Here is a 21900-nt window from a genome sequence, read left to right as displayed (position 1 = left end):
CCAAACCCTCTTGCCATGAAAAAACAACTAGCCCTCATCACCCTGGCCGCATTCGCCCACACGGGCGCCTGGGCCGCCACCTATAGCTACACCGGCAACCTGTACGACTCGGCCACTGTGCACAACTTCACCGCCCCTTGCGGCGCGGGCGATTGCGCCAACTTCAGCACCGCCATGTGGCCGACGGCCACGATCACCACCACCGTGGCGCTCCCGCCCAACATGACGAGTGACTCCATCCCTCTGGGCAATATCACAGCGTTCTCGATTTTTGACGGCCTGGTCGCCTATGCCAGCGGCGACCCCTTGGTCACGCTGAACTTCGCCCAAGCCACCACCGATGCCGCAGGCCAACTGACAAAGCTGCAGATACTCGCTACGCGTTGGCAGCAATCCGGGCCGCATAACGGCGCCAACATGCGCTTGGACGACGTCAACACGACCTCTCGCAGCCGTCACAACGTGATCTGCCTGACCACTGCCCCAGCGCCTGGGGGTGGCGACACATGCACCCAGAGCGAGGGCAACGGCACCTGGGACGACAACACCAGTTGGGCCGACCCAGGCGCCCTGGCGCCTCCAGGCCCCTCCGCTGGCGTGCAGTCCGTGCCGGTGGACAACCCCTTCGCCCTGGCGCTGACCGCCGCCGGCCTGCTGGGCCTGGCCCTGCGCGGGCGGCGCAATCTCACTTCTTAAAACTCACCCGCTTCCATGAAGAAAACCCTCACACTGCTGGCTGCCGCCTTCCTCCAGGCCGGCGCCTGGGCCGCCACCTACACCTACACGGGCCCGGCCTACACCGCGCCCGCCCTGCACAACTTCACCAACTGCCTTGCCGGCAATTGCGGCGCCTACACCACGGCCATGGGGCAGGCAGGCTCGTTCTCCACGGCGTCGCCTTTGCCGAACAATCTCAGCAACCAGGACATCATGGCGCAGGTGACTTCGTTCTCGTTTACCGATGGACTGACCACCTATGCCAGCAGCGACCCGCAGGTGTCGCTGGCCTACATCACGGCCACCACCATGGGCGGGGTGCTGGATCTCGCCGTCGCCGTGCAGCGCTGGCAAACGCCCGCCCCGCATGCGCAGGGCGACCACATCGACTTCATGAACATCCACTACGGAGGCGCCCACAATGGACTGTGCAACGCGCCACCGGGTCTCACCGTGCAGGGCGCCGTGATGTGTGGAAACATCGACTCGGGCGACGCCTATTCGAGCCAATGGGACGGCGAACCGGGCGGCACCTGGGCACTCTCCGCCACACCGCCCACGCCGGGCGGCGTCAACGCCGTGCCCACCTTGGGCGAATGGGGGCTGCTGCTGCTGTCCGCCCTGATGGTGGGGGTGGGCGCGTGGCGGTGGCGCAAGCAGCGTTCTGCATAAAAAGAGGCTGAAGCAACTATGCAGCGGGCGTAAGCGGCTATTGAGTCGTTAGTGAGTTCACTCCATCTTTTGCGGGCAACAGCCCGCCTTTTTTTGTGCAGGAGTCTTTCGAGATCGCCCGAACAAATTCACCTAGTGCGCCAAGGCTTCGCGCAGACCAAATGCCATCAACTTCGATTCCGCAAAACGCTTGAAATATGAGCAAAATGAAGGATGTAAAGACCGGGGAACAAGCCGGGGAACAAGACGGGTTTTTGTCGTGAAAGTTGGCTTATATAAGCTGTTTCCATAAATCATTCAGTAGACGCCAGCCCAAGGGCGTCCACACTAATCCAGTGGACGACCTTTTTCTTTGCTGAATCAACAACTTGCAGACCATGGCCGTCTACAGCCGTCCATGCCCAGCCAAACAAAAGTGGGGGTACAAACCCAGAAATCTGGTGAAATCGGTCTTTTGTACCCCCACTTCCCTCTGTAGAAGGGGGTTCGCCATAGGGGAATCTGTACCCCCGCCGGCTGCGCTCATCCATCGTTTTGTACCCCCATGCCCCATCGAAGACACCGCCACACACTGGAAACCGCCAGCCTGTGGCGGTTTTCTTTGCCCCGAAGTGTCTTCGTAGGGTGCTGAGAATCGCACCGAAATCGCACGCGAATCGCACCGATCAGGCGCTTCCCACAATGCGCAATTCGGCCTTGGACTTCTGGTAGTCCTTGCGGATGAACTTTCCGCAGGTCCGGAACATCTCCACGTCTTCATGTCCCAACTGCTGGGCGACGTACCAGGGGTTCTGGCCAGAGGTCGGCAGGGTGGAGGCAGAGGTGTGGCGAACTTGACAGGGGTTCCGGTAAGGTACCCCCGACCGCTTCAACGTCCTTCAGGCCGCCAGTCAGCCTCCGCTCCTGACGTGTACTCTGTTGGGGAGCCTTTCCCAGTTCTCCGGCACCGATGGGCGGAGCACGTGGTACTGCCCCGCCTATGCCCACGCCATATTGAAGACAACAAAGGCAGCAGCCACCCAGACCAGCAGGGCGATGTGGGTCAGTTGCAGGCTCTGTTGCCGGATCCAATAGCCGAACCACAGCCCCCCGAGATGCATGGACAACAAGAACGCTGCGAAGGTGCTCAAGGCCAGGTTCAGCCAGGGCCGGGCGGTGACCAGGTCGCCCACGGCGAGCAGTTGCCAGCAGCCCGCCCAGCACGCGGCTGCCGCCACGGTCTGCAGCGCCAGCACCCACAGCAGCGCGAGTCGGTGAACGGCGGGCGAATCGATGGCCCGTGAAAGGAGTGGCGTGTCGATCGCGGGCTGCTGCTTCAGCGGCGCCATCGACATCGTTGCGCCGATGGCAGCTGTAGAGCCGCCAAGCGCGTGGCAGTTGTTGATGACGCTGATGGACAGCCAGATCGCCAGGCCCAAGGCATGGACCGCCAGGAACAGCTCCTGTGACATACCGGCCCCCATCACGAAATTCCTTGCCGACGGGTGATCCGGCGCGCCAGCAGTATGGCCACTGCGGGCGGCAGCGCGAAGGTAGCGAACAGCCACAGCGCGGCAGACTGTGCGCCCGCCGCGCCTCCTGGGCGGGTGAGCCCCGCTGCATTGGCCACAAGCCCTGCCATCGCCGCCCCGATCGCCATGCCATAGAGCTGTACCGTCGTGATGGCGGCCGACGCCGTGTCGGTTTCACCGGGCGGAGCGAGTGTCAGCAGGCGGGTGACCAGGTGCGGCCAGCCCATGCCCACGCCGGCGCCGACGCCTGCCAACGCCACACCGCAAAGCGCCATTCCTGCGCTCGCCGGCAGACCGGCGCCGGCAGGCACCAGCACCGCCAGGGCCAGCAGGGCAGCCGCGCACAGCATCGGTCCCGTGCGAAGCAGGCGCTCGGCGCGGGCTCCGGTGCATCCCGAAGACACCAGCGAGCTCACACTCCAGCCGGCTGCCATGGCGGCGGTGAGGTAGCCCGCGGCCAGTGGCGTCAGGCCCTGCAGCACCTGCAGAAAGTAGGGCACGAAGATCTCGGTGGTGGTGCCGATCAGCAGCAAGGCGATGCTCGCATAGACCGCTCCCAAAGGTGAGCGCAGCCGCGTGGCGCCCGAAGGCAGCAAGCGCACGGATGCCCGGCGATCCCATGCAATCGCCGCGGCGCCCAACGCCAGCCCCGCTGCGACACCCGCCCCCTGCACCATCAGTGCCGACGAGAGGCCGCCCACGGCGACTACCATCACCGATGCCATCAGCAACACGACCTGGGCCAAAGGGATGCCCGCCTGCGCAGGGACGGCCGCTGCCTGGGTGCGTGCAGGACGCAGCTTCAGGGCGGCCAGCAGCGCCTGTAGCAGCGCCACGGGTAACAGGGTCCAGAACGCCCATCGCCAATGTCCCGCCTGCGCGAACAGGCCGCCCACGGCCGGCCCGCACAGGGTGGCCACGCCCCACATGCCGGACACCAGGGCCACCGCGCGCGGCCACAGCGCAGGCGCGAAAACGATCCGTATCAGCGCATAGCTCAACGCGGCCAGTGTGCCGCCTCCCAGGCCCTGCACGCTGCGTCCGGCCAGCATCCACGGCATGGACGGCGCGCCGGCGCAGATGGCCGAGCCGAGCGCGAACACCGCCAACGCCGCCAGGCAGGCGTCGCGGGGCCCCGCCACACCGAGCAGCCGAACCGACAGCACGGCTCCCAGGATGGAGGCCACCACAAAGAGCGTGGTGCTCCAGGCGTACCAGTCCAGCCCTCCGATGTCCCGGACCACCGACGGCAATACAGTGGTCACGATGTGCACGTTGACGGCATGCAGCGCCACGCCACCGGTGAGGGCCAGGGCGAGCCAGCCATTCGTGCCGGTGAACAAATCGCTCCAGGTGGCCGTTGAAACAGAAGGAGAAAGGGAAGGGGACGCAGGAGAACTCATGGATTCACGGAGAGGGGCAAAACGGGATGACTTAAAATCCAAGTCATTCCTTGCATATTAAGTGGGTGCCATGCTTTATACAAGTAAAAACTTTGAAAATAAGGCAGATCTGCCGACGGCGGATCGCATCCTTTTTTTCATCAAGTCCAAGGGCGCCGCATCCACTGCCATGCTTGCGACGGCGATGGACCTGACGCCGGAGGCGGCCCGGCAGCAAGTCCAGAAACTGGTGGCGTCTGGATGGATCGAGGGGCGGCAGGAAGCGCTGCCTGGCGTGGGGCGCCCGCGCCAGAACTGGGTGCTGACCGAGGCCGGCAACGGCCGGTTCCCGGACACGCATGCGCAGCTGGCCGTACAGATGATCGGGTCGGTGCGCGCGTTGTTTGGCGAAGAAGGGATGGACCGTCTGATCGCGCAGCGCGAAGCCGAGGCGCGGGCCACGTATTTGCAGGTCTGCAAAGGCCGGACCCTGAAGGAGCGGCTTGAACAGCTCGCCACCGTTCGTACCGAAGAAGGCTACATGGCGCGTGTCGAACGTGACCGGAGCGGCTGGCTGTTGATCGAGGACCACTGCCCGATCTGCATCGCCGCGCGCACCTGCCAGGGTTTTTGCCGTTCGGAACTGCAGCTATTCCAGGAAGTCGCTGGTGCGGATGCCCGAGTCAGTCGTGAGCAACATCTGTTGGCGGGCGCGACGCGTTGCGTGTACCGCATCGTTGCCGTCAACCGCCAGTCCTGAGCGCTCTCAAGACACCTGCAAAGGTGAGATCGGCCTGCTGCAGGTGGAGTGTGGTCGTGAAAGCCCGGCAGTCCACGGGCTGCTTTTCCCGGTGGCTGCCATTGAGGGCTGACCCAAAAAAAACACAGCCGAAGACTTGGCCTCGGCGGTTCGTCGGCAGGGGTGGATTTTTCAGTTTCGGCCTGGTGCATGCCGCCTGCTCCTTGCTCCTTCCCAACGGCGGCATGCATTTCCTGTTTGCTGTTTGCCTACTTGGCCAGCGCCACCGTTGAGTGGCGCTGGCGGTACGACCTTGTCCGTTATCCCTTCCTTGTCCGGCGCAGGGCGTCGTAGACGCCTTTCTCGTAGGCGTACAACAGATCCATGACCCTTGCATCCGCGAAAGGGAAGGTCTGGGTCGCCAGCAGTCCGGCGATGCCGGTGTGCGGATCGATCCAGAAGAAACTGTTGGCCAGGCCGGCCCACGAGAGGCTGCCTGCGGGGCGGCCCGTAGGGGCTTCCTCTTCATTGATCTGGAATGCCAAGCTCCAGGTTTTTCGCAGGCCCGGGAAGAACTCCGCGTCAGCGGTCAGCGCGATGGCAGCCTTGAGCAGGCTCACCCGCGCGTTGCCGATCTGGTTGAGCATCAGGTGGCTGACCACCGTCTCCGGCTTCAGTACACGCTCGCCGTCAAGTTGGCCGAGGTTGAGCACCATGCGCATGAAGCGGGCATAGTCGCCTGCGGTGCTGTAGAGCGCGCCACCTCCCATGTGGAACTCGGGCTCCTGAGTGATCTCGAAAGGGAAGGGGGCAAAGGCGCCGTCTTCGCCGCGCAGGTGTACGCCGGCAAGGCGCTGGCGCATGTCGGGCGTGATATGGAAGCCCGTGCTGGTCATGCCCAGCGGCCCCCAGAGGTTCTGGTGCATGAACTCGCCCAGCGTGAGGCCGGTCACGGCCTCGACCATGCGGCCGGCCCAGTCGATGCCTATGCCGTACTCCCAACGCTCGCCCGGGTCGGCCACCAGAGGCAGTTCCAGCGCCTTCAAGCGGCAGTCGATGGTTCCGGGGATGCCGAGCGCCGCCTGCACTTTTTGCATGTCGGGGTTCCAGATCTCGTAGCTGCAGCCGGAATTGTGCGAAAGCAGATGCCGCAGCGTGATCGGGCGCTTCGGTGGGCGGGTGATCGGTTGCCCTTGCGCGTCAAAACCGGTCAACACCCCCAGCGCGCCAATGGCAGGCACCACACGGGAAGCTGGCGCATCGAGGTCCAGCAGGCCGCGCTCGACGCACTGAATGGCGGCTACCGAAGTAATCGCTTTGGTCATTGAAGCAATCCACAACACCGTGTCGGGGCCCATGGCCGCACCGCCTCCCAACTGGCGCTCACCGGCGCTTCCTTCGTACAGGATGCCGTCCCGATCGGCTACGAGAGCCAGTACGCCCGGTGCGTGACCTCGTTTCACGCCGTCGGCAAGAATTTCGTCGAGCGCATTTTTCATGTTCATGTTGTCTCCTGGGAATTTTTAGTCACTCGCTTCAACGCCGCAGCATTGCGGGCGTCAGCGAGGAAAGTCTAGGAAACGAAGTGCGCTGCGGCTGGCCGTATCACGCCAGGTCTCTGGCCGCCATGTGCCAGCGACGGCCTGCCTTGTCAGCGCAATGCATGCGCCCGGAAAGCCTGTGGCGTCATCTGGCGTTGCCGATGGAACTGGCGAGCGAAATGCGACGCATCGGTGAAGCCGCAGCGCCGGCCAATCTCGCCCACCCCCAGCCGCCGAAACCGCGGCTGAGCGAGCAGGCCCGCTGCGGCCTCCACGCGCAGGGTCATGAGCGTGGTCAGGTATCCCTGGCCTTGCGCGGCCATCGCCCGGTGCAGCGTGCGCAGCGACAAGCCGGCATCGGCTGCAACCTCTGCTGCTGTCAGCCCAGGCTGCATGAAACGGGCGCGCATGACCTGGAGGGACCGTTCGTAGGCCACCTGCATGGCGGGGCGCTGCGCACCATCGACATCGTCCAGCAGTGACAGCAGTCCTCCCAACTGGTCTTCGATCAACTCGTCCTGCGAGCAGGGGCGATCCACAAGGCCGCGAGGGACCAACGCCTCCTTGATGCCACGCAGCGCCAGCCCCCAGCCAGCGTCGCCCCGCAGCGGGCGTCCAATGAGCCGCGAAGGCTCGGGCAGCCACCGCTCGACCCAATCAATGGGCAGTTCGACCGACAGGTCGTCCAGGCCAACGCCAAAGTCGAACTCGTAGGGTTCGCGAGAGTCGATGAGGATGGAATCCCCGGGCTGCAAAATGCTCGTGCGGCCCACGTGTACGGCGCGCCATGGAAGCTGGGGCTGCGATAGCAGGTAGTAGGCATTGCGCGGGCCGCGGGCTATCTCTGCGGCGGAGCGCAGGACCTTCTGCGGCGCACCCCGTGCTTGGTGCGGCAGGATGCAGTGAAGCGTGCAGCGCTCAATGCTGCCGAAGAAACCGTCTCGCTGCAGCGGCAAGGCGTCCATCTCCAGCACTTCGGCATGCAGCGCATCGCGCCAGCCCCGCAACCGCATGGATTCAGGCAGATTTTCCGACGACCAGGAGCTCAGGCTTCGCATCTCAGACCTCGGCGATTGATGGGCAAGCATAACGCGGCACCCACCGGCTTGGCCACCTGGCGCAAGTTGTGGGGCCCAGGAGTCGGCGTGGCCGACCGTCAAGCGACGGGCGGCTGGCAGCAGCGCCAGGGCGGCGCGAAAGGTGTTCCCGATGCCCACCAGGTCAAAGCCATGCAAGCCGTGACACCCCCCGGCGTGAACCAATTGGAAGCACGGGCATCGAAGGTACTTTGTCGCCCTTGGCATGGCCTCTGTTCACGGCCCCGCAGCTTGCGTGCGGGCACTCCACCCATCAGAAATCAACCCTTTGCAATGACAACGAGACTTGATCACCCCTGGCTACCCCTTCGGGCTGCGACCACCTTCGCTGCAGCCCTGCTGCTGTCGGCGTGTGCCACGGTTGCACCACCTCCAAAAGCACCCATGCCAGAGCCTTTTCCGCCTGCCAGCCTGCCGGGCGCAGTGCAGTCCCATGTGTGGGATGTGACGTCCGCGGTGGACAGCCAGGGGCGGGCGGCCGCCCACTGGCGCCTGGACGGCCGCGCGCCCGTCCGGCTGCAGTTCGACAAGGGGCAGCTTCTGGTGCGCAACCTCTGCAATGCCGTGGGAGCCGCATACCAGCTCGACGGCCATCGCATCCAGCTGGCGCGTCCCACCAGCACGCTGCGCGCCTGCCCCGACAGCGCGCTGATGGCCCTGGAGCAGCAGGTGCTGGCCCAGCTGCCGGGTGCCCAGCGCCTGGATCTGCTGCCCGGCGGGGCATCACAGCCGCGCATGGTCCTGCACTTTGGCGACGGCAGCCGCTGGGAACTGGCGGGCACGCCCACGCCGCAGACACTGTACGGCAGCGCAGGCGAACGACTGTTCCTGGAGGTCGCGCCCCAGCGGGCGGCCTGCAGCCACGGCGTGATGAAGGACGCTCAATGCCTGCGCGTGCGCGAGATCCGCTATTCCGCTGACGGCGTGAAGCAGTCGGAAGGCCCATGGAGCCTGTTTTACGACGAGATCCAGGGCTTTGCCCACGAGAGCGGCACCCGCACGGTGCTGCGCGTGAACCGGTTCAAGCGCCAGAACGTGCCGGCCGATGCATCGGCCTACGCCTACGTGCTGGACATGGTGGTGGAGACGGAGACCGTGCGCTGAGGCAGGTTCTCGACTGACTTCAGGCGTGCCCCAGTTTTCGCCGGGCGTTTTTCGGCCCCATGCTCCGGAGGTCGTCAATGCGCGCCAGCTGCGCAGCCCGAGGACGCGCCTTGCCCGACTCCCACCGGCTCACGGACAACTGCGAGGCACCGAGCAACTGCGCCATCTGCGCCTGGGTGATGCCCAATGCGGCGCGCATCTGCCGGACGACCTCGGGGTGGAACTCCGCCTTCGACCCCTGTGCGATGGCCTTCTTGGCAACAGGCGGGGTTTCTTCCGCCACGGGGGGCTGACGCTTCGCAGCCTTGAGCTGCGAAGCGAGCGACTTGACTTCGCGTTTCAGGGCAGCGATCTCCGAGCGGTGGTTCGTGATCGCCTTGCGCATGCTCTGCAACTCAGGCTTGAGCTCCTTGCGCGCCATGCGCACGACTTCGGCCCGGAATGCGTTCGAGAAGGAATTCATGGGCGGATGGTACGTGATCTGCACGCACCCCGCAGGGCGCGACACTGACGACATGACCGGCTTGCACCGGCGGCCCGGGACGCAGCTGGCAGCGACCGTGTCACGCAAACCTTCGCCCCACCACCACGGTCGCCACCACCGCCAGCGCAAACCCCAGCGTGGTGGCATCCACCGGTTCACCGAGCAGCGGTATGGATGCCGCAATGGCAAAGAACGGCTGCAAGAGCTGTACCTGGCCCACGCGCAGCGCACCCCCCAGCGCCAAGCCGCGGTACCAGGCAAAGAACCCGGCCCACATGGAAAACACTCCTACATAGACGAATCCCGCCCACGCAGTCGCCGACACGGATTGCGTGGGCCACAAGAGGAAAGTGGCGGGCAACGTCACCGGCAGGGCCATCACGCACACCCAGCAGATCACACGCTCGGCACCCAGTGCAGGAGTCACCTGCGCCCCGTAGACATACCCCACAGAGGCGGCAATGACGCCCCCGACCAGGAGCAGATCCGCGACCTCGAAGCCCAACCCATGGCCGCCAGCACTGTGCGCCCGCAGCGCCGAGAACGCCACCACCAGCGCGCTGCCCAGCAAGGCACAAACCCAGAACCCCGGGCGCGCGCGCTGGCGCAGCACCAAGGCGGCACACACCGAGGTGACCAGGGGCAGCAGGGCCGTGATCACTGCCGCATGGCCAGCCGTCACGGTGCGCAGGGCATAGGCCAGCAGCAAGGGATATCCCAGCAGGTTCCCCAGCACGGCCATCCCGAGCGGCTTCCACTGAACCCGGGTGGGCAAGGGCGGCCTGGTGAGCGCGAGAAACAGGACGGACAGCATGCCCGCAAGCGCGGCGCGCCCCAGCGTCACGAACCAGGGGGACAGCTGCGGCGCATCGACCGTGCCGGTGGCCAGGCGCGTGGCGGGCAGCGTGATGCCAAAAAACGCCACGCCCAGCACCCCCAGCCAAAGACCTGCGGTCTCGCGCCGGATGGACTGGAATGCGGAAAGCTTCATGGGAAGGGGCACAGGATGGAAGGAGTCCGGTCGTCTCGACGCACAACACAAGGAAGCGCAAGGGTTGCGCGCACTGCGCGCAAAACTCCTGGCGTCTGAAGAGACAGGACCGCGCCGGCCCCGGGCCAGCGCGACGGACGCAGGCTTACTTGCCCGCCTTTTCAGCCTTGCGCTGGGCCGCCCTGGGATCCACCACCGCCTTGAACCTGGCGCCGGGCACGAACTTGGGCACCGTGCTGGCAGGGATCTTCAGCGCCGCGCCGGTCGATGGGTTCTTGCCCGTGCGCGCAGCGCGCTTGGCGGACTTGAAGGTGCCAAAGCCCACCAGTTGAACGGCGTCGCCCTTCTTGACGGCAGTCTGGACGGCTTCGATCAGGGTTTCCAGCACCGCATTGGCAGCGGTCTTGGACAGGTTGTTCCTGGAGGCCAGGATGTCAACGAGTTCGGCGCGGTTCATGGTGGTGGCTCTCGATGCAAAGAGATGGGGAAAGTCGAGTTATAGCGCAGACACCCGGAGCGCCGTCGCTCGGTGCGGGGAGGCACCTTTGGCAAGCACTCCACCCCGGTCCTCTCGGCCAGCGCTTGACCGCTGATCGGTTGGTTGACCGTCTTTCCCTCCCAGCCCTCTTGAGCGGGATCCGCGCAGATTTGCGGCTGCTTGCACACCCGCTTCCCTCCAGGCAAAAGAAAAGGCGCTCACAGAGAGCCCACAGGGAGCCCGGTCTGCCTGGCCAGTGCGGGTCTGCTCGACACCGGCGGTGGTTGGCCAAGCCTCCGGGCGTGCTCTGCGCGGTGGCCACGGCCGCCCCTGTGCGTGAGGGGGGCTGGCAATTGCCGGCGCCCTGCTGCTGGCCTGTGAAACCCTGCCGGCGCTTGTCGGGGCTGCGCTGGCAGCTATCGAATCAGGAGCCCACAGCGCGGAGGCGCACGCCTGCGAGCAGCATCAGCGCGCTGAGCAGCAGCACGCCCCACTGCGACAGCGTGGGCACGGCCTGTGCGTTGCCCGGCCCGCCGGGGGCCGCCGCGCTGGGCGTGGCGGCGGCGGGCGGCGCCGAGGGGGCCGAGTCGATGCCGCCCAGGGCGGAAGCGACAACGGTGAAGGTGTAGGGCGTGCCGTTGGTCAGCCCCGTCACGGTGCAGCTGGTCGCGGGGTAGTTGGCGGTGCAGGTGCGGCCGCCGGGCTGGGCGGTGACGGTGTAGTGGGCGGGCGTGGTTCCGGTGCCTGCGGGGGCTTGCCAGCGCACGGTGACCTGGGTGTTGCCGGGCTGGGCGGTGACGTTGGCGGGGGGCAGGGGGGCGGTGTGGGTGTACAGCTCGCCGGTGTTCGTGACGGCGTCGCCAGTGGTTTCCCCGCCCAGCACCAGCACCTGGCCGCCAGCAAGCAGGGTCGCGGTGTGGCCTCGGCGGGCGGTGACCAAGTCGGGCTGCCGGGTGGCTTGACCCGGGCCGGAGGCAAAGGAGACTGTCGAGGCGATGACGCTGGCGCCACCCGCGCTGTCGCCCCCTGCCACCAGCACGTTGCCAGGGACACCAGGCAGCAGGGTGGCGCTGTTGCCGCCGAACTCGACAGCGGGGAGATTCGGGCCCGCCGCCCAGGTGCTGTCGGCGGGGTTGAACACCAGGGTGGTCGTGACGTGGCTGTTGCCGCCTGCCACCAGCACCCGGCCATCGGGCAACAGCGTGGCGGTGTGCCGCGCACGGTAGAAGGTGTTCAGGGCGGGCACGGGCACCTCCGTCCATGCGCCCGTGGCGGGGTCGCGCAGGTAGGCGCTTTGGGCGGCGATGTTGCCGTTGTCGTAGCCGCCCACCACCAGCACGCGGCCATCGGGCAGCAGCGTGGCGGTGTGCTCGCGCCTGCGGGCGGGCAGGTCGATGCCGCTGGACCAGATGCCGGTGACGGGGTCGAAGATTTCCACGGAGGACAGCGCCTCCTGCCCCGCGATGCCCCGGCCGCCCACCACGAGCACGGTGCCATTGGGCAGCAGCGTGGCGGTGTGGTGGGAGCGGCGCAGCGTCAGCTGGCCCGTGCTGGCGGCGAAGGTGTTGGTCAGGGCGCTGTAGAGGAGGCTGTTGGCGTTGGCGCTGTTCACCGGGCCGGCCTCCCGCCCGCCGACCAGCAGCACATTGCCGCCGGGCAGCGGGGTGGCGGTGTGGCCGAAACGGGGGCTGGGCAGGTCGGGGCCGCTGCTCCAGGTGTTGGCCGCGGGGTTGTACAGGCGGGTGGTGGCGAGGGCGATGGGGTTGTTTCCGCCATCCACGTTGCCGGTGTCGCCGCCCGCCACCAGCACGGTGGAATCGGCCAGCCGGGTTGCGGTGTGCAGCGTGCGGGCCTCGTCCATGGGCGCGATGGGGGTCCAGCCCGCATGGGCGGCGGCCATGCCCAGGCACAGCGCGCTGGCGTGCAGCAGGCGCCGCAGGGCTCTGCGGTGGTGGTGGGTGGGTGAGTGCATGGGGGTGAGATCCTCTTTTTTGTGGTTAAAAGTGGCTCCAGCGCTTTTCTGGAAAGGCGCTGGCAGCTATCGAATCAGGAGTGGATGGCACGGCGGCGAACGACTGCCAGCAGTACCAGCACGCTCAGCAGCAGCACGCCCCACTGCGACAGCGTGGGCACGGGTTGCACACCACCGGGGCCTGGAGGCATCGCGCGGGGCGTGGCGATGACTAGCGGGAACGAGTTGGCGGACACGCTGCCATTGGCTCCGGTGGCCGTCACCCAGAGGGTGTAGGCCGTGCCATTGGTCAGGCCCGGCACGGTGCAGCGGGTGGTGGGCGCTGGCACGGTGCAGCTGGCGCCGCCTTGGCTGGCCGTGACGGTGTAGCTCACGGGCGGCGTGCCGCCCACGGGTGCCAGCCAGTTCAGTGTGATCTGGCCGTTGCCGGGCTGGGCCGTCACGCCCGTGGGGGCGCCAGGGGCGGGATTGGCGCTGGGTGTCGCGAAGGCCAATGAAGGAGGGGAGATGGACCCGTCCGCTGCGGCCGCCCTCACGAGGAAGCGGTAGCTGGTGCCGTTGCTCAGGCCGCTCACGGTGCAATTGGTGGCGGGGTGCGGCGCGGTGCAGGTGCCGCTGACGGCGCTCAGGTTCAGGGCGGTGACGGTGTAGCTCACCGGCGTGGCGCTCACCGCGCCGCCCGCGGGTGCTTGCCAGCGCACGGCCACTTCGCCATCGCCGGGCGTGGCGGCGGCCTGGGTGGGCACGCCCGGCGGCAGCGGCGGTGCCTCGCAGTCGCTGGCGACGGCGACGGGGTTGGCGGTGCCTATGCGCAGGCCCAGATTGAGCTGCCGGAAGCTCCGACCGCCCGATATGCCCTCGCTGAAAGTATTGATGCTCCCACTGAACTCGGCATTCCAGCTCGGGGCGGTGGCGAGCACCAAGCCATCGACGGTGTAGGGGTTGTTGTTGCTGGCCAGGCTGGTGATGTTCAAGCCGTTGGGCAGCAGCGCTCCGCTGGCATCCGTGGCGGTAAAGGGGCCCGAGAACTGCGCCCCGTTGAAGCTGGCCTGCGTGTAGACCACGTTGGCGGCATTGTTCATGCGCCAGATGACGCACCTGAGGTCGGCGGGCCGCCATGTCTGGCTTTGGGCGGTATTGCCCCCGTTGTCGTAGACCATTGTGACGGCGTAGCGCTCGCCATCGCGGATTTCGGCGAAGGTGGACTGGTCGATGGTGCCGGTGCTGGTGATGGCGAACGGCGCGGCCTGCGCCGCGCAGGCCGCGGCAGTGGCCAGCACGGCTGCGAGCCAGTGGCGCAGGGGGTGGTGCATGGCGTGTGTCATGGGTTGTGGTTAAAAAGTGCCACCGGCGCTTATTTGTCAAGCGTTGGAAGCTATCGAATCAGGAGTGATTCCAATCGCGCCCGCTGGTCCTTGGCGGCGATGGAGCATTCGTCCTCGTCGCCGAGGTAGGTGGCGGGGCGTCGGGTGCGCGCCACCAGGGCTGGCTGTGGCCGGGCATGGAAAGAAGCATTCCTCTGGATGTGCTGTCGTTGGGAAAAGGACGTGAAAAAGAGCGCTCAAGGCCGCCCCTTGCGGCGCGCGCGCATCACTTCCACGTTGGCGCGCTGCTCGGGCGTGAAGCCTGGCGCGGGCTGGGCGCCGGGCGCCTTCTCCACGGCCAGCGCCATGCCCGCGTGCAGGGCGGCCAGCGTGGCGGTGGCGTATTCGCGGCTGGTCAGGCCCTGGCGCGCCAGCGCGGCGCGCACCTGGGGGTGGGCGTCGAGCTTGCGGGCGAGGTCCTCGACCGACTCGGCGTCGTCGTCGTCCTCATCGCCGCTGCTCCCGGGCGCCTGCGGCAGCTTGCGCAGCTCGGCCGCCGCCGCTTCCATGCGGTCCAGCAGCGCGGGCGTGAGGCGAAAGTGCGCCGGGTCGGCGGCGCCCGCCGCCCAGGCGCTGGCGGTGGTGGCGACCAGCGCCAGCGCGGCGAGGGTGTGGGTGATGGCAAGGGGCATGGCAGTGTTCACGAGGACAAGGTTTTGGTTTGAAGTAAAAATGGCCGGAAGCGCTTGCTGTGCAAGCGCTGGCAGCTATCAAATTCGATGAGGATTTACGCAAGAACGGGTTCCGGAAAGACGTTTGCACCATGGCAAGGGCGCTGTGGCATCCTTGTTTGCGCACGTCCTGTCGATGTATCCAGGCAGCCGGGCCGGCCCGCCGTGGGGATGCGCGCAAGGCTAGGGGCGCACCGCCCGTGCGGCCCCACCCCGGCGGGGTAGTCGTGCGGCGGCGCGGCGCGCTACATTCGCGCTTTCGTGAAAAAAACCATGCCCACGCCCCGCCGCGCCACCCAAGCCGCCGCCCATCTGCGGCAACTGGCCTGCCTGGATGCCACCGGGCCGCACGCCATCGCGCCCGTGCTGGGCGAGCTGCACCACCTGATCGGGTTCGACGCGGGCTGCCTCATCCACCCCGGCGCGGGCGGCGAGATGGAGGTGTTCGTGGAGAGCCCCGTGTTGCAGGCCGCGATGCCCGACTATTTCGACCCGCGCATCCTGGCGAGCGAGGCGCGGGTGATGCACCGGGGTGCGCGCTTGTTTCAGGAGGCGCTGCGCGTGGAACGCGGCGCGCTGATGCTGCCGCAGATGGCCAAGGTGCCCCTGTCCGAGCTGGTGCGCAGCGACTTCTTCAACGCGGTGCTGCGCCCCGGCGACGTGGGCGATGGCCTGAAGCTGCCGCTGCACACGCGCGCGGGCCAGGGTGTCGGCATGTTGTGGCTGTACCGCCGCGAGGCGGACCGGCGCTTCACGCCCGAGGACGCCGCCGCGCTGGGCCGCCTCGAACCCGTGCTGGCGCGCGCGCTGCAGCCGCTGGATCCGGGCGAGGCCGGTGGCGACAGCGAGGTCTGCGGCCAGGGCCTGCTCGTCGTGTCGCCCGATGGGCGGCTGCAATGGATGTCGCCCGAGGCGCAGGCGCTGCTGGCGCTGGCCCTGGGCACGCGCTGGCGCGCGGGCGGCGGCAGTGATCTGCCGGACGTGGTGCGCCTGCTGGTGCAGCGCCTGTTCTGGCCCGCCACGGACGGCGAGGCGCCGCTGCCCGACCTGGCGGTGCGCAATGCCCACGGCGCGTTCTCGCTGCGCGCCACGCGCCTGGCGGGCGTGGCGGGGGCGGGCGAGGCGGCCGCCATCCACATCACCCGCCGGGTGCCGCGCGGCACCCGGCTGCTCGCCCACCTGCGCGCGCAGGACCTGCCCCGGCGCCAGGCCGAGCTGGCCTACTGGCTCGTGCGCGGTGCGCAGGAGTCGCAGATCGCCGAGCGCATGGGCGTGAGCATCAACACCGTGGCCTACCACCGCCGCCAGCTCTACGACGCTTTGGGCGTGCAGGGCCGCCAGGGGCTGGCCGAGCGGCTGCTGCCACCCCCATCGACAACTACCCCCCTGGGGTAGGCCGCGCGGCGCGCGGGGCCGATAGATTCGGCCCTCCATGCCCACGCACCACCAGGCGACGAACGCCATTGCGCACCTGCGCCACCTCGCCCGCCTGGATGCGAGCGGGCCGGAGCTGATCGCGCCCGTGCTCGCCTCGCTGCACGCGCTCATCGGCTTCGACTCCAGCGGCTACTTCTACCCCGGTGCGGGCGGCGAGTTGGACGTGCACATGGAACACCCCGCCGTGCAGGCCGCCGTGCCCGACCACTTCGACCCGCGCATCCTGGCGAGCGAGGCGCGGGTCTTTCACAACGTGCTGCAGCACGGCGACGACATCGCCCGCCACCCGCGCGGCCCGCAGTCGCTGGCGCAGATGCTGCGCGTGCCCCCCGCCGAGCTGCAGCGCAGCGACTACTACAACGTGGTGATGCGCCCCGCCGGCGTGGCCGACTGGCTCAGCCTGCCGCTGCGCGCGCCACAAGGCCAGGGCATGGGCCAGGGTGTGGGCATGCTGTTCCTGTTCCGCCCTCCCGGGGCGCGGCCCTTTGCCGACGAAGACCTGGCCATGCTGGCGCGGCTGCAGGCGTGGCTGGCGCGCACGCTGTGGCCCGGCGGCGTGAACGCGGGCGGCGAGGTGCTGCGCGAGGGCGTGCTCGTTGCCACGCCCCTGGGCCAGCCACTGTGGGCCTCGCCCGAGGCCGAGGCGCTCATGGCCCAGGCGCTGGGCTGGCGCTGGCGCGGCGCGGGCCGCGCGCCGCTGCCGCATGCGCTGCAGTTGCTCATCCAGCGCCTGCGCCTGCCCGGTGCGCCCGCGCCGCAAATGGCGCTGCGCAACGCCCACGGCGCGTTCCACCTGCGCGCCGCGCCCCTGGCCGCGGCCACCGGCCCCGGCGAGGCCGTGGCCCTGCACATCACCCAGCGCGTGGCCCCCGCGGCCCGCCTGCTGGAGGCGCTCGGCCGCACCGGCCTGCCTCCGCGCCAGCGCGAACTGGCCTACTGGCTTGCGCGCGGCCTGCCCGAATCGCGCATCGCCGGGTGCATGGGCATCAGCGCGAACACGGTGGTCTACCACCGGCGGCAGCTCTATGCGGCGCTGGGCGTGGCGAGCCGGGCGGAGCTGCTCGAGTGCCTGGCGGTCGGCGATATTGTCTGAGGTGTTTTGGCCCGATGGCGCTTGTGCATCAAGCGCCATAAGCTATCAAATTGGGAGCACTCTGGCCATGCGACAGTCAGCCAGCCAGCCAGGCCAGCAACAGCAGGCTGGCGGCCAGAGCCGGCAGCAGGGCTCAGCGGTCCGTCGGGGCGTGAACCCGGTCCACCAGGCTCAGGACGACCCCAAGGCGCCGCACAACAAGCCATGACGTGGGAGGGCCGGGCGTGCGGAGGTCATGCCCATTTCCAAATCCTGCGCAGCACGAGGGCAACGGCGAACAGGCCCACGAGCAGGGGCGTCGTGGCTCCGGCAAAAAGCCAGCAGGGGAGGGCGTGGCTGAGCGCGGCGGTTTTCATGTTTTCGCTCCAGGGAAATACGAATACTGTGTAAATATACAGTATTTGGCTGGATATGTCCCGCAGCGGCGCGAAGGGAAGGCCTGGCGGGAGCGGGTTTGGTGGCGCGCGCAATCAGCGAGAGCAAGCCGGGCCTGTCCGCAGGGCGGGACCCTTGCAGCGGACGGTGGATGCCCTGCCTCTGGAAGGCCGACCACGCTGTCCGCAGGGGTATGGGGGAAACCATTGTTCGCCCTGTCCGCGCATGATGGGGACAAACCTTGGTTGCGACCGGAGCTGGGCAGTTCGCCGTAAGTACCGCAGCGCCCAGAATGGAAGGTGCGGTATGTCCATCACCATCACCGTCGCGCCGACGGTCGCCCGCGAGGCCTTCGCGCGAATAGAGGCCCTGGCCCAGGGGTTGCCAGAAACCGATCCCAACTTCGAAGGCCTGTCCATCCGCGTGGAGCGGCACGACTTCACCGGTGTGCGCGACCCGCACGACGAGTTGCGGGCAGCGCACCTGCTGCATCTGGTCGAGGATGCGATTGAATCCGAGACTAGCCATTTTGGCGAGCTGCAGCCTTCCCCCCAGTGGGAACGGCAGTCACCCTCATCCCTGTTCTAAAGAAGCCGCCAGGATGCTGCGCGGCTTGCGGGGCGGCGGGTACCCCCAAAGAGACACGCGGCGGTTCGTGGCCGCGCTGAAACCTTGCATGGCGGCCCGGTCGGGGCGCCGCGCCACCACGGGCCCGGCGCCAAAAAGCAGAGGCCATGCGTCCCCGGGGCGCCGCGCCCCACCCCTGGGGGTGGGTTGCTGTGGGGGGCCGGTGTGCTAGCTTTGCCTCCACGCATTGCCTGGATGCGCTGTGGCACATAACTCAACTACTCCATGCCTTTTTCCCGTATTCAGCGGCGCGCCCTGGCGCGCCTGCAACAGCTGGCCTGTCTGGACGTCAACGGTCCGCAGCTCATCGAACCCCTGCTGCATGAGCTGCACCACCTGATCGCCTTCGACACGAGCGGCTACTTCCACCCTGGCAGCGACGGCGCGCTGGATGTGTACATCGAGCCATCGCTGGCGCGTGACTTGATGCACCTGTACTTCGAGCCGCAGGTGAGGGCGAGCGAGCACAAGGTGATCCGCCGCAGCGCCCACGATTTCGCCGCCGCCGTGCGCGACGACCATGGGCCGCAGGTGATGGAGCAGTTGATCACCGTGCCCATGGGCGAGCTGCTGCGCAGCGACTTCTACAACCTGGCGCTGCGCCCTGCGGAACTGCTGGACTGCCTGAGCCTGGTGCTGCGCACGCCACAGGGGGCGGGCGTGGGCGCGCTCAAGCTGTATCGCAGGCCGCAGGCGCCGCGCTTCGGGGCCGAAGACGCAGCCCTGCTGGCCCGGCTGGAGCCGTGGCTGGCGCGCATCCTGCAGCCCGGCGAAGTGGATGCGCACGACAGCGTGGTGCATGAAAGCGCCATGCTGGTGGCCTCGCCGCAAGGGCAGCTGCTGTGGACATCGCCCCAGGCCGACCGGCTGATGGCGCTGGCATTCGGGCCGCGCTGGTACCGGCGTGCCGAACTGCCGCCCGCGCTCCAGGCGCTGCTGCAGCGCCTGGAACATGCCCGCCAGGGGGGCAGCGTCCGCGCGCCGCCGCAGCTGGACCTGCGCAACGCCAGCGGCGCGTTTTCGCTGCGCGCGACGCTGATGGCCGCCGCGGCCGGCGAAGGCCGGGCGGCGGGCATCCACATCACCCAGCGGGTCTCGCGCGTGGCGCAGCTGCTGCCCGCGTTGCGCGCGCTGGGCCTGCCGCAGCGCCAGCACGAGCTTGCGTACTGGCTCGCGCGCGGCCTGCCCGAGGCGCAGATCGCCACGCGGATGGGCATCAGCGAGAACACCACCACCTACCACCGCCGCCAGATCTACACACGGCTGGGCGTGCAAAGCCGGCTGGAGCTGCAGGACTACCTCTTCGCACCGGCATGAGGGAGGGCACGGCCAGCCGCGCGCACGCGCCCACGCACGCACCACGGACCCGGTGGGCTGGCGCCGGAGTGGAGATGGCCTTGACGGCGGCGCGGCGCACGGCCGCTACCCCGGATGGCCGTCGGCCCGTGGGCGGGACAGCACCGGCCAGTAGCGCACGGCGTACAGCGCAAAGCCTACCGACCAGAGGGCGGCGGACAGCAGGCTGGCGTGCACCGTCTGCGCGGGGCTGGCGAGCGGCACCGCCACACGCACGGCGGCGGCCAGCAGCACCAGCAGGTAGCAGGCGGTGTCGCAGCGGTCCGCGCGCAGGGGCCGCCCCGTGTGGCCGCGCGCCGTGCGCGTCATCATTCCGATGATGAGCCCACCCACCGCGCCCACCGTCAGGGCGTGGGTGGCCAGGGAGGAGGCCGCCAGGCCCAGGTCGCCCAGGCAGCGAAGCAGCAGGTGCACGGGAATCCAGAGATAGGCCATGTGCAGCACCCAGACCAGCGGCACGCGCAGCGCCGTCCAGGGCTGCCACAGAGCCCAGCGCCAGGTATGAGCCAGACAGGCGAATGCCGCGATGGTGGCCAGTGGCCATCCGCCCAGGCCCGTGGCGTCCGCGGCGAGCAGGGCCAGCACCGATCCCAGCGCGGCCTTTTCCACGGCAGGCCGCCGGGTTGCTTGCGCGCCCGCCACGCCGTTGTTGGTGAACATCGGGATCACGCGCCCGCCCATGACGGCCAGGATGAAAAGAACCACGTCCAGCGCGATCCGGATGCCGAGCCCTGCGGGGACGGGAAAGACGCCCAGCTGCGACAGATGGAAAAGCAGCATGGCGGCGCCCAGCAGCAGGAGCAGCGCCACAAAGAAATAGTTGCGCTGGTTCCGCGCCTTCCAGAACGCAATGCCCAGGCTGGCCGCCGCGGCCAGCGGAAACGCCACGTTCACCACGGCGGCCGTGGCTGCGAAGGGTGTGAGCACCAGAATCCGTCCCGCCACCCACAGGGCGGCCAGCGCACCCAGGCGCCATCCCGTCGGGGTGGGAAGATTGGTCCAGTTGCGGCCGGCGGTGAAGAGAAAGCCCACGATGACCGCCAGCGCGAAGCCGAACAGCATCTCGTGGGCATGCCAGAGCGGGCCCGCCAGATAGGGGCGGCCCAGCGCGCCGGAGAACTGCAGCGCCCACAAGGGAACGGACAGCGCTGCGAACACGCTTGCCAGCAGGTAGAACGGCCGGAAGCCGAGCGCGAACAGGGCCAACCCCCGGGACGGGGCGGGGCGCGGTTCTTCCATGCCGATAGGGAGTGCCATGGCGGTAGGGCCCCGGCCCGGGCTACGCACCGCCGCAGGCGCCGCAGCATTGCCCGCTGCCGTGGCCTGGGGCGCGTTGTTTCTGGATGCGCACGCGCCATTGCGCGGGCCCGTTCTCCAGGTAGCTCCAGGTGAACTGGCCCGGCAGTTCTTCCTGGAACTGGTAGTACAGCGGCCGGGGATCGTGGTCGTTGACCAGGTCCATGGCCTGCCCGGCAGCCAGCTTGCCAAAGGCGAGAAAAATGGACGGATGGCGCTCGCGGGGGGCGATTGCGCGCACGTCGATGGTGGCTGCGGTGGTTGCTTGGTCTGGCATGGTGCTTAAAGATTCATGTTTTATGAATCTATTATGGCGCGTGCCGCCGGAACGTCAATTGATGAGTGTCAATGAATGGATGCCGTGATGGATGCCATGGCCATGCCGAGCCCGGGCAGGCACGGCGCGGTCAAGGGCGGGGCCTGCCTGTGCCTGCGCCCGCCGCAAGCCCGGCCGGCTTCGGCGCCGGGGGCCGTCGCTTGTTCAGGAAAGGGAGGAGGCCGCGGTCAGCTCGCCCAGGTCGCGTTCGAGCAGTGCGGGGTCGCCCAGCTGCAGCTCGATCAGGCGGCGCAGGTGGGTCACGCTGTCCAGGTCGATCCCGCGGCACAGCAGACCGGTGTGCAGCCCCTCCACGTGCGCGACCTCGGTGGACATGGCGATGTGGTTGCCGGTTTCGGCCAAGGGAATGGTCAGCTGGCACAGCATGCCGGTCTGCAGGTTCGCCTGCGCCGGTGCCACCAGCAGCGCGCCCTTGAGCGAAAGGTCCTGCACGTGGACGCTGAAGGCGTCGGTGGACGTGGTCAGCAAGGCCGGCGCGTCAAAGCCGACGCGGACAAAGTGGCGGCGTTCGTGGGGCATCGCTGTCTCCTGGACCGAAGCGGGTGGTGGCACATGCTACTCCAAGCCCGGCGGCTGCACGCATTTGCCGGGCACGCCGGGCCGCCGGATGAACCTGCTTCAGGCGGCGTGGGGCGGCGGCGGGCAGCCCGGTTCTG

The 21900-nt window shown here is 68.1% G+C and carries 22 protein-coding genes and 1 pseudogene; 8 read left to right on the top strand and 15 right to left on the bottom strand.

Features of this window, described 5'->3' with window-relative positions; translation table 11 throughout:
- Nucleotides 1-15: 15 nt before the first annotated feature.
- On the top strand, nucleotides 16-696 hold the full coding sequence (locus ACAM51_RS26820) for a hypothetical protein (RefSeq protein ID WP_218295266.1): 681 nt from the start codon (nucleotides 16-18) through the stop codon (nucleotides 694-696).
- A gap of 15 nt (nucleotides 697-711) precedes the next feature.
- Nucleotides 712-1389, top strand: coding sequence for an IPTL-CTERM sorting domain-containing protein (locus ACAM51_RS26815; RefSeq protein ID WP_369644021.1), 678 nt, complete (start codon nucleotides 712-714; stop codon nucleotides 1387-1389).
- Between the two features lie 665 nt (nucleotides 1390-2054).
- On the opposite strand, the pseudogene ACAM51_RS26810 reads toward ACAM51_RS26815, so the two are convergent.
- The 3 genes and pseudogenes from ACAM51_RS26810 to ACAM51_RS26800 form a co-directional block, all read right to left on the bottom strand.
- Nucleotides 2055-2258 (bottom strand): annotated as a pseudogene (locus tag ACAM51_RS26810) (integrase); the annotation flags it as partial.
- A gap of 108 nt (nucleotides 2259-2366) precedes the next feature.
- Complete coding sequence (locus tag ACAM51_RS26805) at nucleotides 2367-2840, bottom strand: DUF2165 family protein (protein ID WP_369644020.1); 474 nt, start codon at nucleotides 2838-2840, stop codon at nucleotides 2367-2369.
- An 11-nt stretch (nucleotides 2841-2851) separates the two neighbouring features.
- Nucleotides 2852-4303 carry an MFS transporter gene (locus tag ACAM51_RS26800; RefSeq protein ID WP_369644019.1) on the bottom strand — a complete coding sequence of 484 codons (1452 nt, stop codon included), beginning with the start codon at nucleotides 4301-4303 and terminating at the stop codon, nucleotides 2852-2854.
- A 70-nt stretch (nucleotides 4304-4373) separates the two neighbouring features.
- Here ACAM51_RS26800 and ACAM51_RS26795 point away from each other — a divergent pair, with 70 nt between their 5' ends.
- Complete coding sequence (locus ACAM51_RS26795) at nucleotides 4374-5042, top strand: metalloregulator ArsR/SmtB family transcription factor (RefSeq protein ID WP_218295262.1); 669 nt, start codon at nucleotides 4374-4376, stop codon at nucleotides 5040-5042.
- 299 nt (nucleotides 5043-5341) lie between these two features.
- Here the strand turns inward: ACAM51_RS26795 and ACAM51_RS26790 are convergent, their stop codons facing one another.
- Together ACAM51_RS26790 and ACAM51_RS26785 are read right to left on the bottom strand one after the other, a co-directional pair.
- Nucleotides 5342-6526 carry a serine hydrolase domain-containing protein gene (locus ACAM51_RS26790; RefSeq protein ID WP_369644018.1) on the bottom strand — a complete coding sequence of 395 codons (1185 nt, stop codon included), beginning with the start codon at nucleotides 6524-6526 and terminating at the stop codon, nucleotides 5342-5344.
- Nucleotides 6527-6672: 146 nt separating this feature from the next.
- Entirely contained in the window at nucleotides 6673-7650 is a 978-nt protein-coding gene (locus tag ACAM51_RS26785) for a helix-turn-helix domain-containing protein (RefSeq protein ID WP_369644017.1), read from the bottom strand.
- Nucleotides 7651-8043: 393 nt separating this feature from the next.
- On the opposite strand from ACAM51_RS26785, the gene ACAM51_RS26780 reads away from it, so the two are divergent.
- Nucleotides 8044-8763 carry a DUF4377 domain-containing protein gene (locus ACAM51_RS26780; protein WP_369644016.1) on the top strand — a complete coding sequence of 240 codons (720 nt, stop codon included), beginning with the start codon at nucleotides 8044-8046 and terminating at the stop codon, nucleotides 8761-8763.
- A 19-nt stretch (nucleotides 8764-8782) separates the two neighbouring features.
- On the opposite strand, the gene ACAM51_RS26775 is transcribed toward ACAM51_RS26780, so the two are convergent.
- The 6 genes from ACAM51_RS26775 to ACAM51_RS26750 form a co-directional block, all read right to left on the bottom strand.
- Nucleotides 8783-9226, bottom strand: a complete 444-nt coding sequence (locus tag ACAM51_RS26775; protein WP_218295259.1) for a DNA-binding transcriptional regulator — start codon at nucleotides 9224-9226, stop codon at nucleotides 8783-8785.
- A 100-nt stretch (nucleotides 9227-9326) separates the two neighbouring features.
- Nucleotides 9327-10238 carry a DMT family transporter gene (locus ACAM51_RS26770; RefSeq protein ID WP_218338739.1) on the bottom strand — a complete coding sequence of 304 codons (912 nt, stop codon included), beginning with the start codon at nucleotides 10236-10238 and terminating at the stop codon, nucleotides 9327-9329.
- A gap of 145 nt (nucleotides 10239-10383) precedes the next feature.
- Nucleotides 10384-10695, bottom strand: coding sequence for an HU family DNA-binding protein (locus ACAM51_RS26765; RefSeq protein ID WP_218295257.1), 312 nt, complete (start codon nucleotides 10693-10695; stop codon nucleotides 10384-10386).
- 445 nt (nucleotides 10696-11140) lie between these two features.
- Nucleotides 11141-12688, bottom strand: a complete 1548-nt coding sequence (locus ACAM51_RS26760) for an IPTL-CTERM sorting domain-containing protein (protein ID WP_369644015.1) — start codon at nucleotides 12686-12688, stop codon at nucleotides 11141-11143.
- 74 nt (nucleotides 12689-12762) lie between these two features.
- Entirely contained in the window at nucleotides 12763-14013 is a 1251-nt protein-coding gene (locus ACAM51_RS26755; protein WP_369644014.1) for an IPTL-CTERM sorting domain-containing protein, read from the bottom strand.
- A gap of 236 nt (nucleotides 14014-14249) precedes the next feature.
- Nucleotides 14250-14684: a hypothetical protein gene (locus ACAM51_RS26750; RefSeq protein WP_369644013.1), complete on the bottom strand. Its 435-nt coding sequence runs from the start codon at nucleotides 14682-14684 to the stop codon at nucleotides 14250-14252.
- A gap of 312 nt (nucleotides 14685-14996) precedes the next feature.
- On the opposite strand from ACAM51_RS26750, the gene ACAM51_RS26745 reads away from it, so the two are divergent.
- Nucleotides 14997-16118, top strand: coding sequence for a helix-turn-helix transcriptional regulator (locus ACAM51_RS26745; RefSeq protein ID WP_255594674.1), 1122 nt, complete (start codon nucleotides 14997-14999; stop codon nucleotides 16116-16118).
- A gap of 37 nt (nucleotides 16119-16155) precedes the next feature.
- Nucleotides 16156-17253, top strand: a complete 1098-nt coding sequence (locus ACAM51_RS26740; protein WP_369644012.1) for a LuxR C-terminal-related transcriptional regulator — start codon at nucleotides 16156-16158, stop codon at nucleotides 17251-17253.
- A 233-nt stretch (nucleotides 17254-17486) separates the two neighbouring features.
- On the opposite strand, the gene ACAM51_RS26735 is transcribed toward ACAM51_RS26740, so the two are convergent.
- Entirely contained in the window at nucleotides 17487-17609 is a 123-nt protein-coding gene (locus ACAM51_RS26735) for a hypothetical protein (protein WP_255590824.1), read from the bottom strand.
- 325 nt (nucleotides 17610-17934) lie between these two features.
- Here ACAM51_RS26735 and ACAM51_RS26730 point away from each other — a divergent pair, with 325 nt between their 5' ends.
- The gene (locus tag ACAM51_RS26730) at nucleotides 17935-18216 is read left to right on the top strand and encodes a hypothetical protein (RefSeq protein ID WP_369644011.1); all 282 of its coding nucleotides are present in this window, start codon (nucleotides 17935-17937) and stop codon (nucleotides 18214-18216) included.
- A 264-nt stretch (nucleotides 18217-18480) separates the two neighbouring features.
- Complete coding sequence (locus ACAM51_RS26725) at nucleotides 18481-19572, top strand: helix-turn-helix transcriptional regulator (protein ID WP_218295250.1); 1092 nt, start codon at nucleotides 18481-18483, stop codon at nucleotides 19570-19572.
- A 105-nt stretch (nucleotides 19573-19677) separates the two neighbouring features.
- On the opposite strand, the gene ACAM51_RS26720 is transcribed toward ACAM51_RS26725, so the two are convergent.
- The 3 genes from ACAM51_RS26720 to ACAM51_RS26710 all read right to left on the bottom strand — a co-directional run bounded on the left by ACAM51_RS26720 (nucleotide 19678) and on the right by ACAM51_RS26710 (nucleotide 21763).
- Nucleotides 19678-20868, bottom strand: a complete 1191-nt coding sequence (locus ACAM51_RS26720) for an NnrS family protein (protein ID WP_369644010.1) — start codon at nucleotides 20866-20868, stop codon at nucleotides 19678-19680.
- Nucleotides 20869-20890: 22 nt separating this feature from the next.
- Nucleotides 20891-21184, bottom strand: coding sequence for a DUF2249 domain-containing protein (locus ACAM51_RS26715; RefSeq protein ID WP_369644009.1), 294 nt, complete (start codon nucleotides 21182-21184; stop codon nucleotides 20891-20893).
- Between the two features lie 204 nt (nucleotides 21185-21388).
- The gene (locus ACAM51_RS26710) at nucleotides 21389-21763 is read right to left on the bottom strand and encodes a PilZ domain-containing protein (RefSeq protein WP_218295247.1); all 375 of its coding nucleotides are present in this window, start codon (nucleotides 21761-21763) and stop codon (nucleotides 21389-21391) included.
- Nucleotides 21764-21900 lie beyond the last annotated feature (137 nt).

Origin of the sequence: Acidovorax sp. A79 (assembly GCF_041154505.1) — a bacterium.
Lineage (GTDB): Bacteria > Pseudomonadota > Gammaproteobacteria > Burkholderiales > Burkholderiaceae_C > Acidovorax.
The sequence above is the reverse complement of the archived record's forward strand: the minus strand, read 5'-3'. Positions and strand labels throughout refer to the sequence as shown.

Bases quoted from the DNA above. Each gene is read 5' to 3' on its own strand.
- ACAM51_RS26820 (WP_218295266.1), top strand. From the start codon at position 16: ATGAAAAAACAACTAGCCCTCATCACCCTGGCCGCATTCGCCCACACG.
- ACAM51_RS26815 (WP_369644021.1), top strand. From the start codon at position 712: ATGAAGAAAACCCTCACACTGCTGGCTGCCGCCTTCCTCCAGGCCGGC.
- ACAM51_RS26805 (WP_369644020.1), bottom strand. From the start codon at position 2,840: ATGTCACAGGAGCTGTTCCTGGCGGTCCATGCCTTGGGCCTGGCGATC.
- ACAM51_RS26800 (WP_369644019.1), bottom strand. From the start codon at position 4,303: ATGAGTTCTCCTGCGTCCCCTTCCCTTTCTCCTTCTGTTTCAACGGCC.
- ACAM51_RS26795 (WP_218295262.1), top strand. From the start codon at position 4,374: ATGCTTTATACAAGTAAAAACTTTGAAAATAAGGCAGATCTGCCGACG.
- ACAM51_RS26790 (WP_369644018.1), bottom strand. From the start codon at position 6,526: ATGAACATGAAAAATGCGCTCGACGAAATTCTTGCCGACGGCGTGAAA.
- ACAM51_RS26785 (WP_369644017.1), bottom strand. From the start codon at position 7,650: ATGCTTGCCCATCAATCGCCGAGGTCTGAGATGCGAAGCCTGAGCTCC.
- ACAM51_RS26780 (WP_369644016.1), top strand. From the start codon at position 8,044: ATGCCAGAGCCTTTTCCGCCTGCCAGCCTGCCGGGCGCAGTGCAGTCC.
- ACAM51_RS26775 (WP_218295259.1), bottom strand. From the start codon at position 9,226: ATGAATTCCTTCTCGAACGCATTCCGGGCCGAAGTCGTGCGCATGGCG.
- ACAM51_RS26770 (WP_218338739.1), bottom strand. From the start codon at position 10,238: ATGAAGCTTTCCGCATTCCAGTCCATCCGGCGCGAGACCGCAGGTCTT.
- ACAM51_RS26765 (WP_218295257.1), bottom strand. From the start codon at position 10,695: ATGAACCGCGCCGAACTCGTTGACATCCTGGCCTCCAGGAACAACCTG.
- ACAM51_RS26760 (WP_369644015.1), bottom strand. From the start codon at position 12,688: ATGCACTCACCCACCCACCACCACCGCAGAGCCCTGCGGCGCCTGCTG.
- ACAM51_RS26755 (WP_369644014.1), bottom strand. From the start codon at position 14,013: ATGACACACGCCATGCACCACCCCCTGCGCCACTGGCTCGCAGCCGTG.
- ACAM51_RS26750 (WP_369644013.1), bottom strand. From the start codon at position 14,684: ATGCCCCTTGCCATCACCCACACCCTCGCCGCGCTGGCGCTGGTCGCC.
- ACAM51_RS26745 (WP_255594674.1), top strand. From the start codon at position 14,997: ATGCCCACGCCCCGCCGCGCCACCCAAGCCGCCGCCCATCTGCGGCAA.
- ACAM51_RS26740 (WP_369644012.1), top strand. From the start codon at position 16,156: ATGCCCACGCACCACCAGGCGACGAACGCCATTGCGCACCTGCGCCAC.
- ACAM51_RS26735 (WP_255590824.1), bottom strand. From the start codon at position 17,609: ATGAAAACCGCCGCGCTCAGCCACGCCCTCCCCTGCTGGCTTTTTGCC.
- ACAM51_RS26730 (WP_369644011.1), top strand. From the start codon at position 17,935: ATGTCCATCACCATCACCGTCGCGCCGACGGTCGCCCGCGAGGCCTTC.
- ACAM51_RS26725 (WP_218295250.1), top strand. From the start codon at position 18,481: ATGCCTTTTTCCCGTATTCAGCGGCGCGCCCTGGCGCGCCTGCAACAG.
- ACAM51_RS26720 (WP_369644010.1), bottom strand. From the start codon at position 20,868: ATGGCACTCCCTATCGGCATGGAAGAACCGCGCCCCGCCCCGTCCCGG.
- ACAM51_RS26715 (WP_369644009.1), bottom strand. From the start codon at position 21,184: ATGCCAGACCAAGCAACCACCGCAGCCACCATCGACGTGCGCGCAATC.
- ACAM51_RS26710 (WP_218295247.1), bottom strand. From the start codon at position 21,763: ATGCCCCACGAACGCCGCCACTTTGTCCGCGTCGGCTTTGACGCGCCG.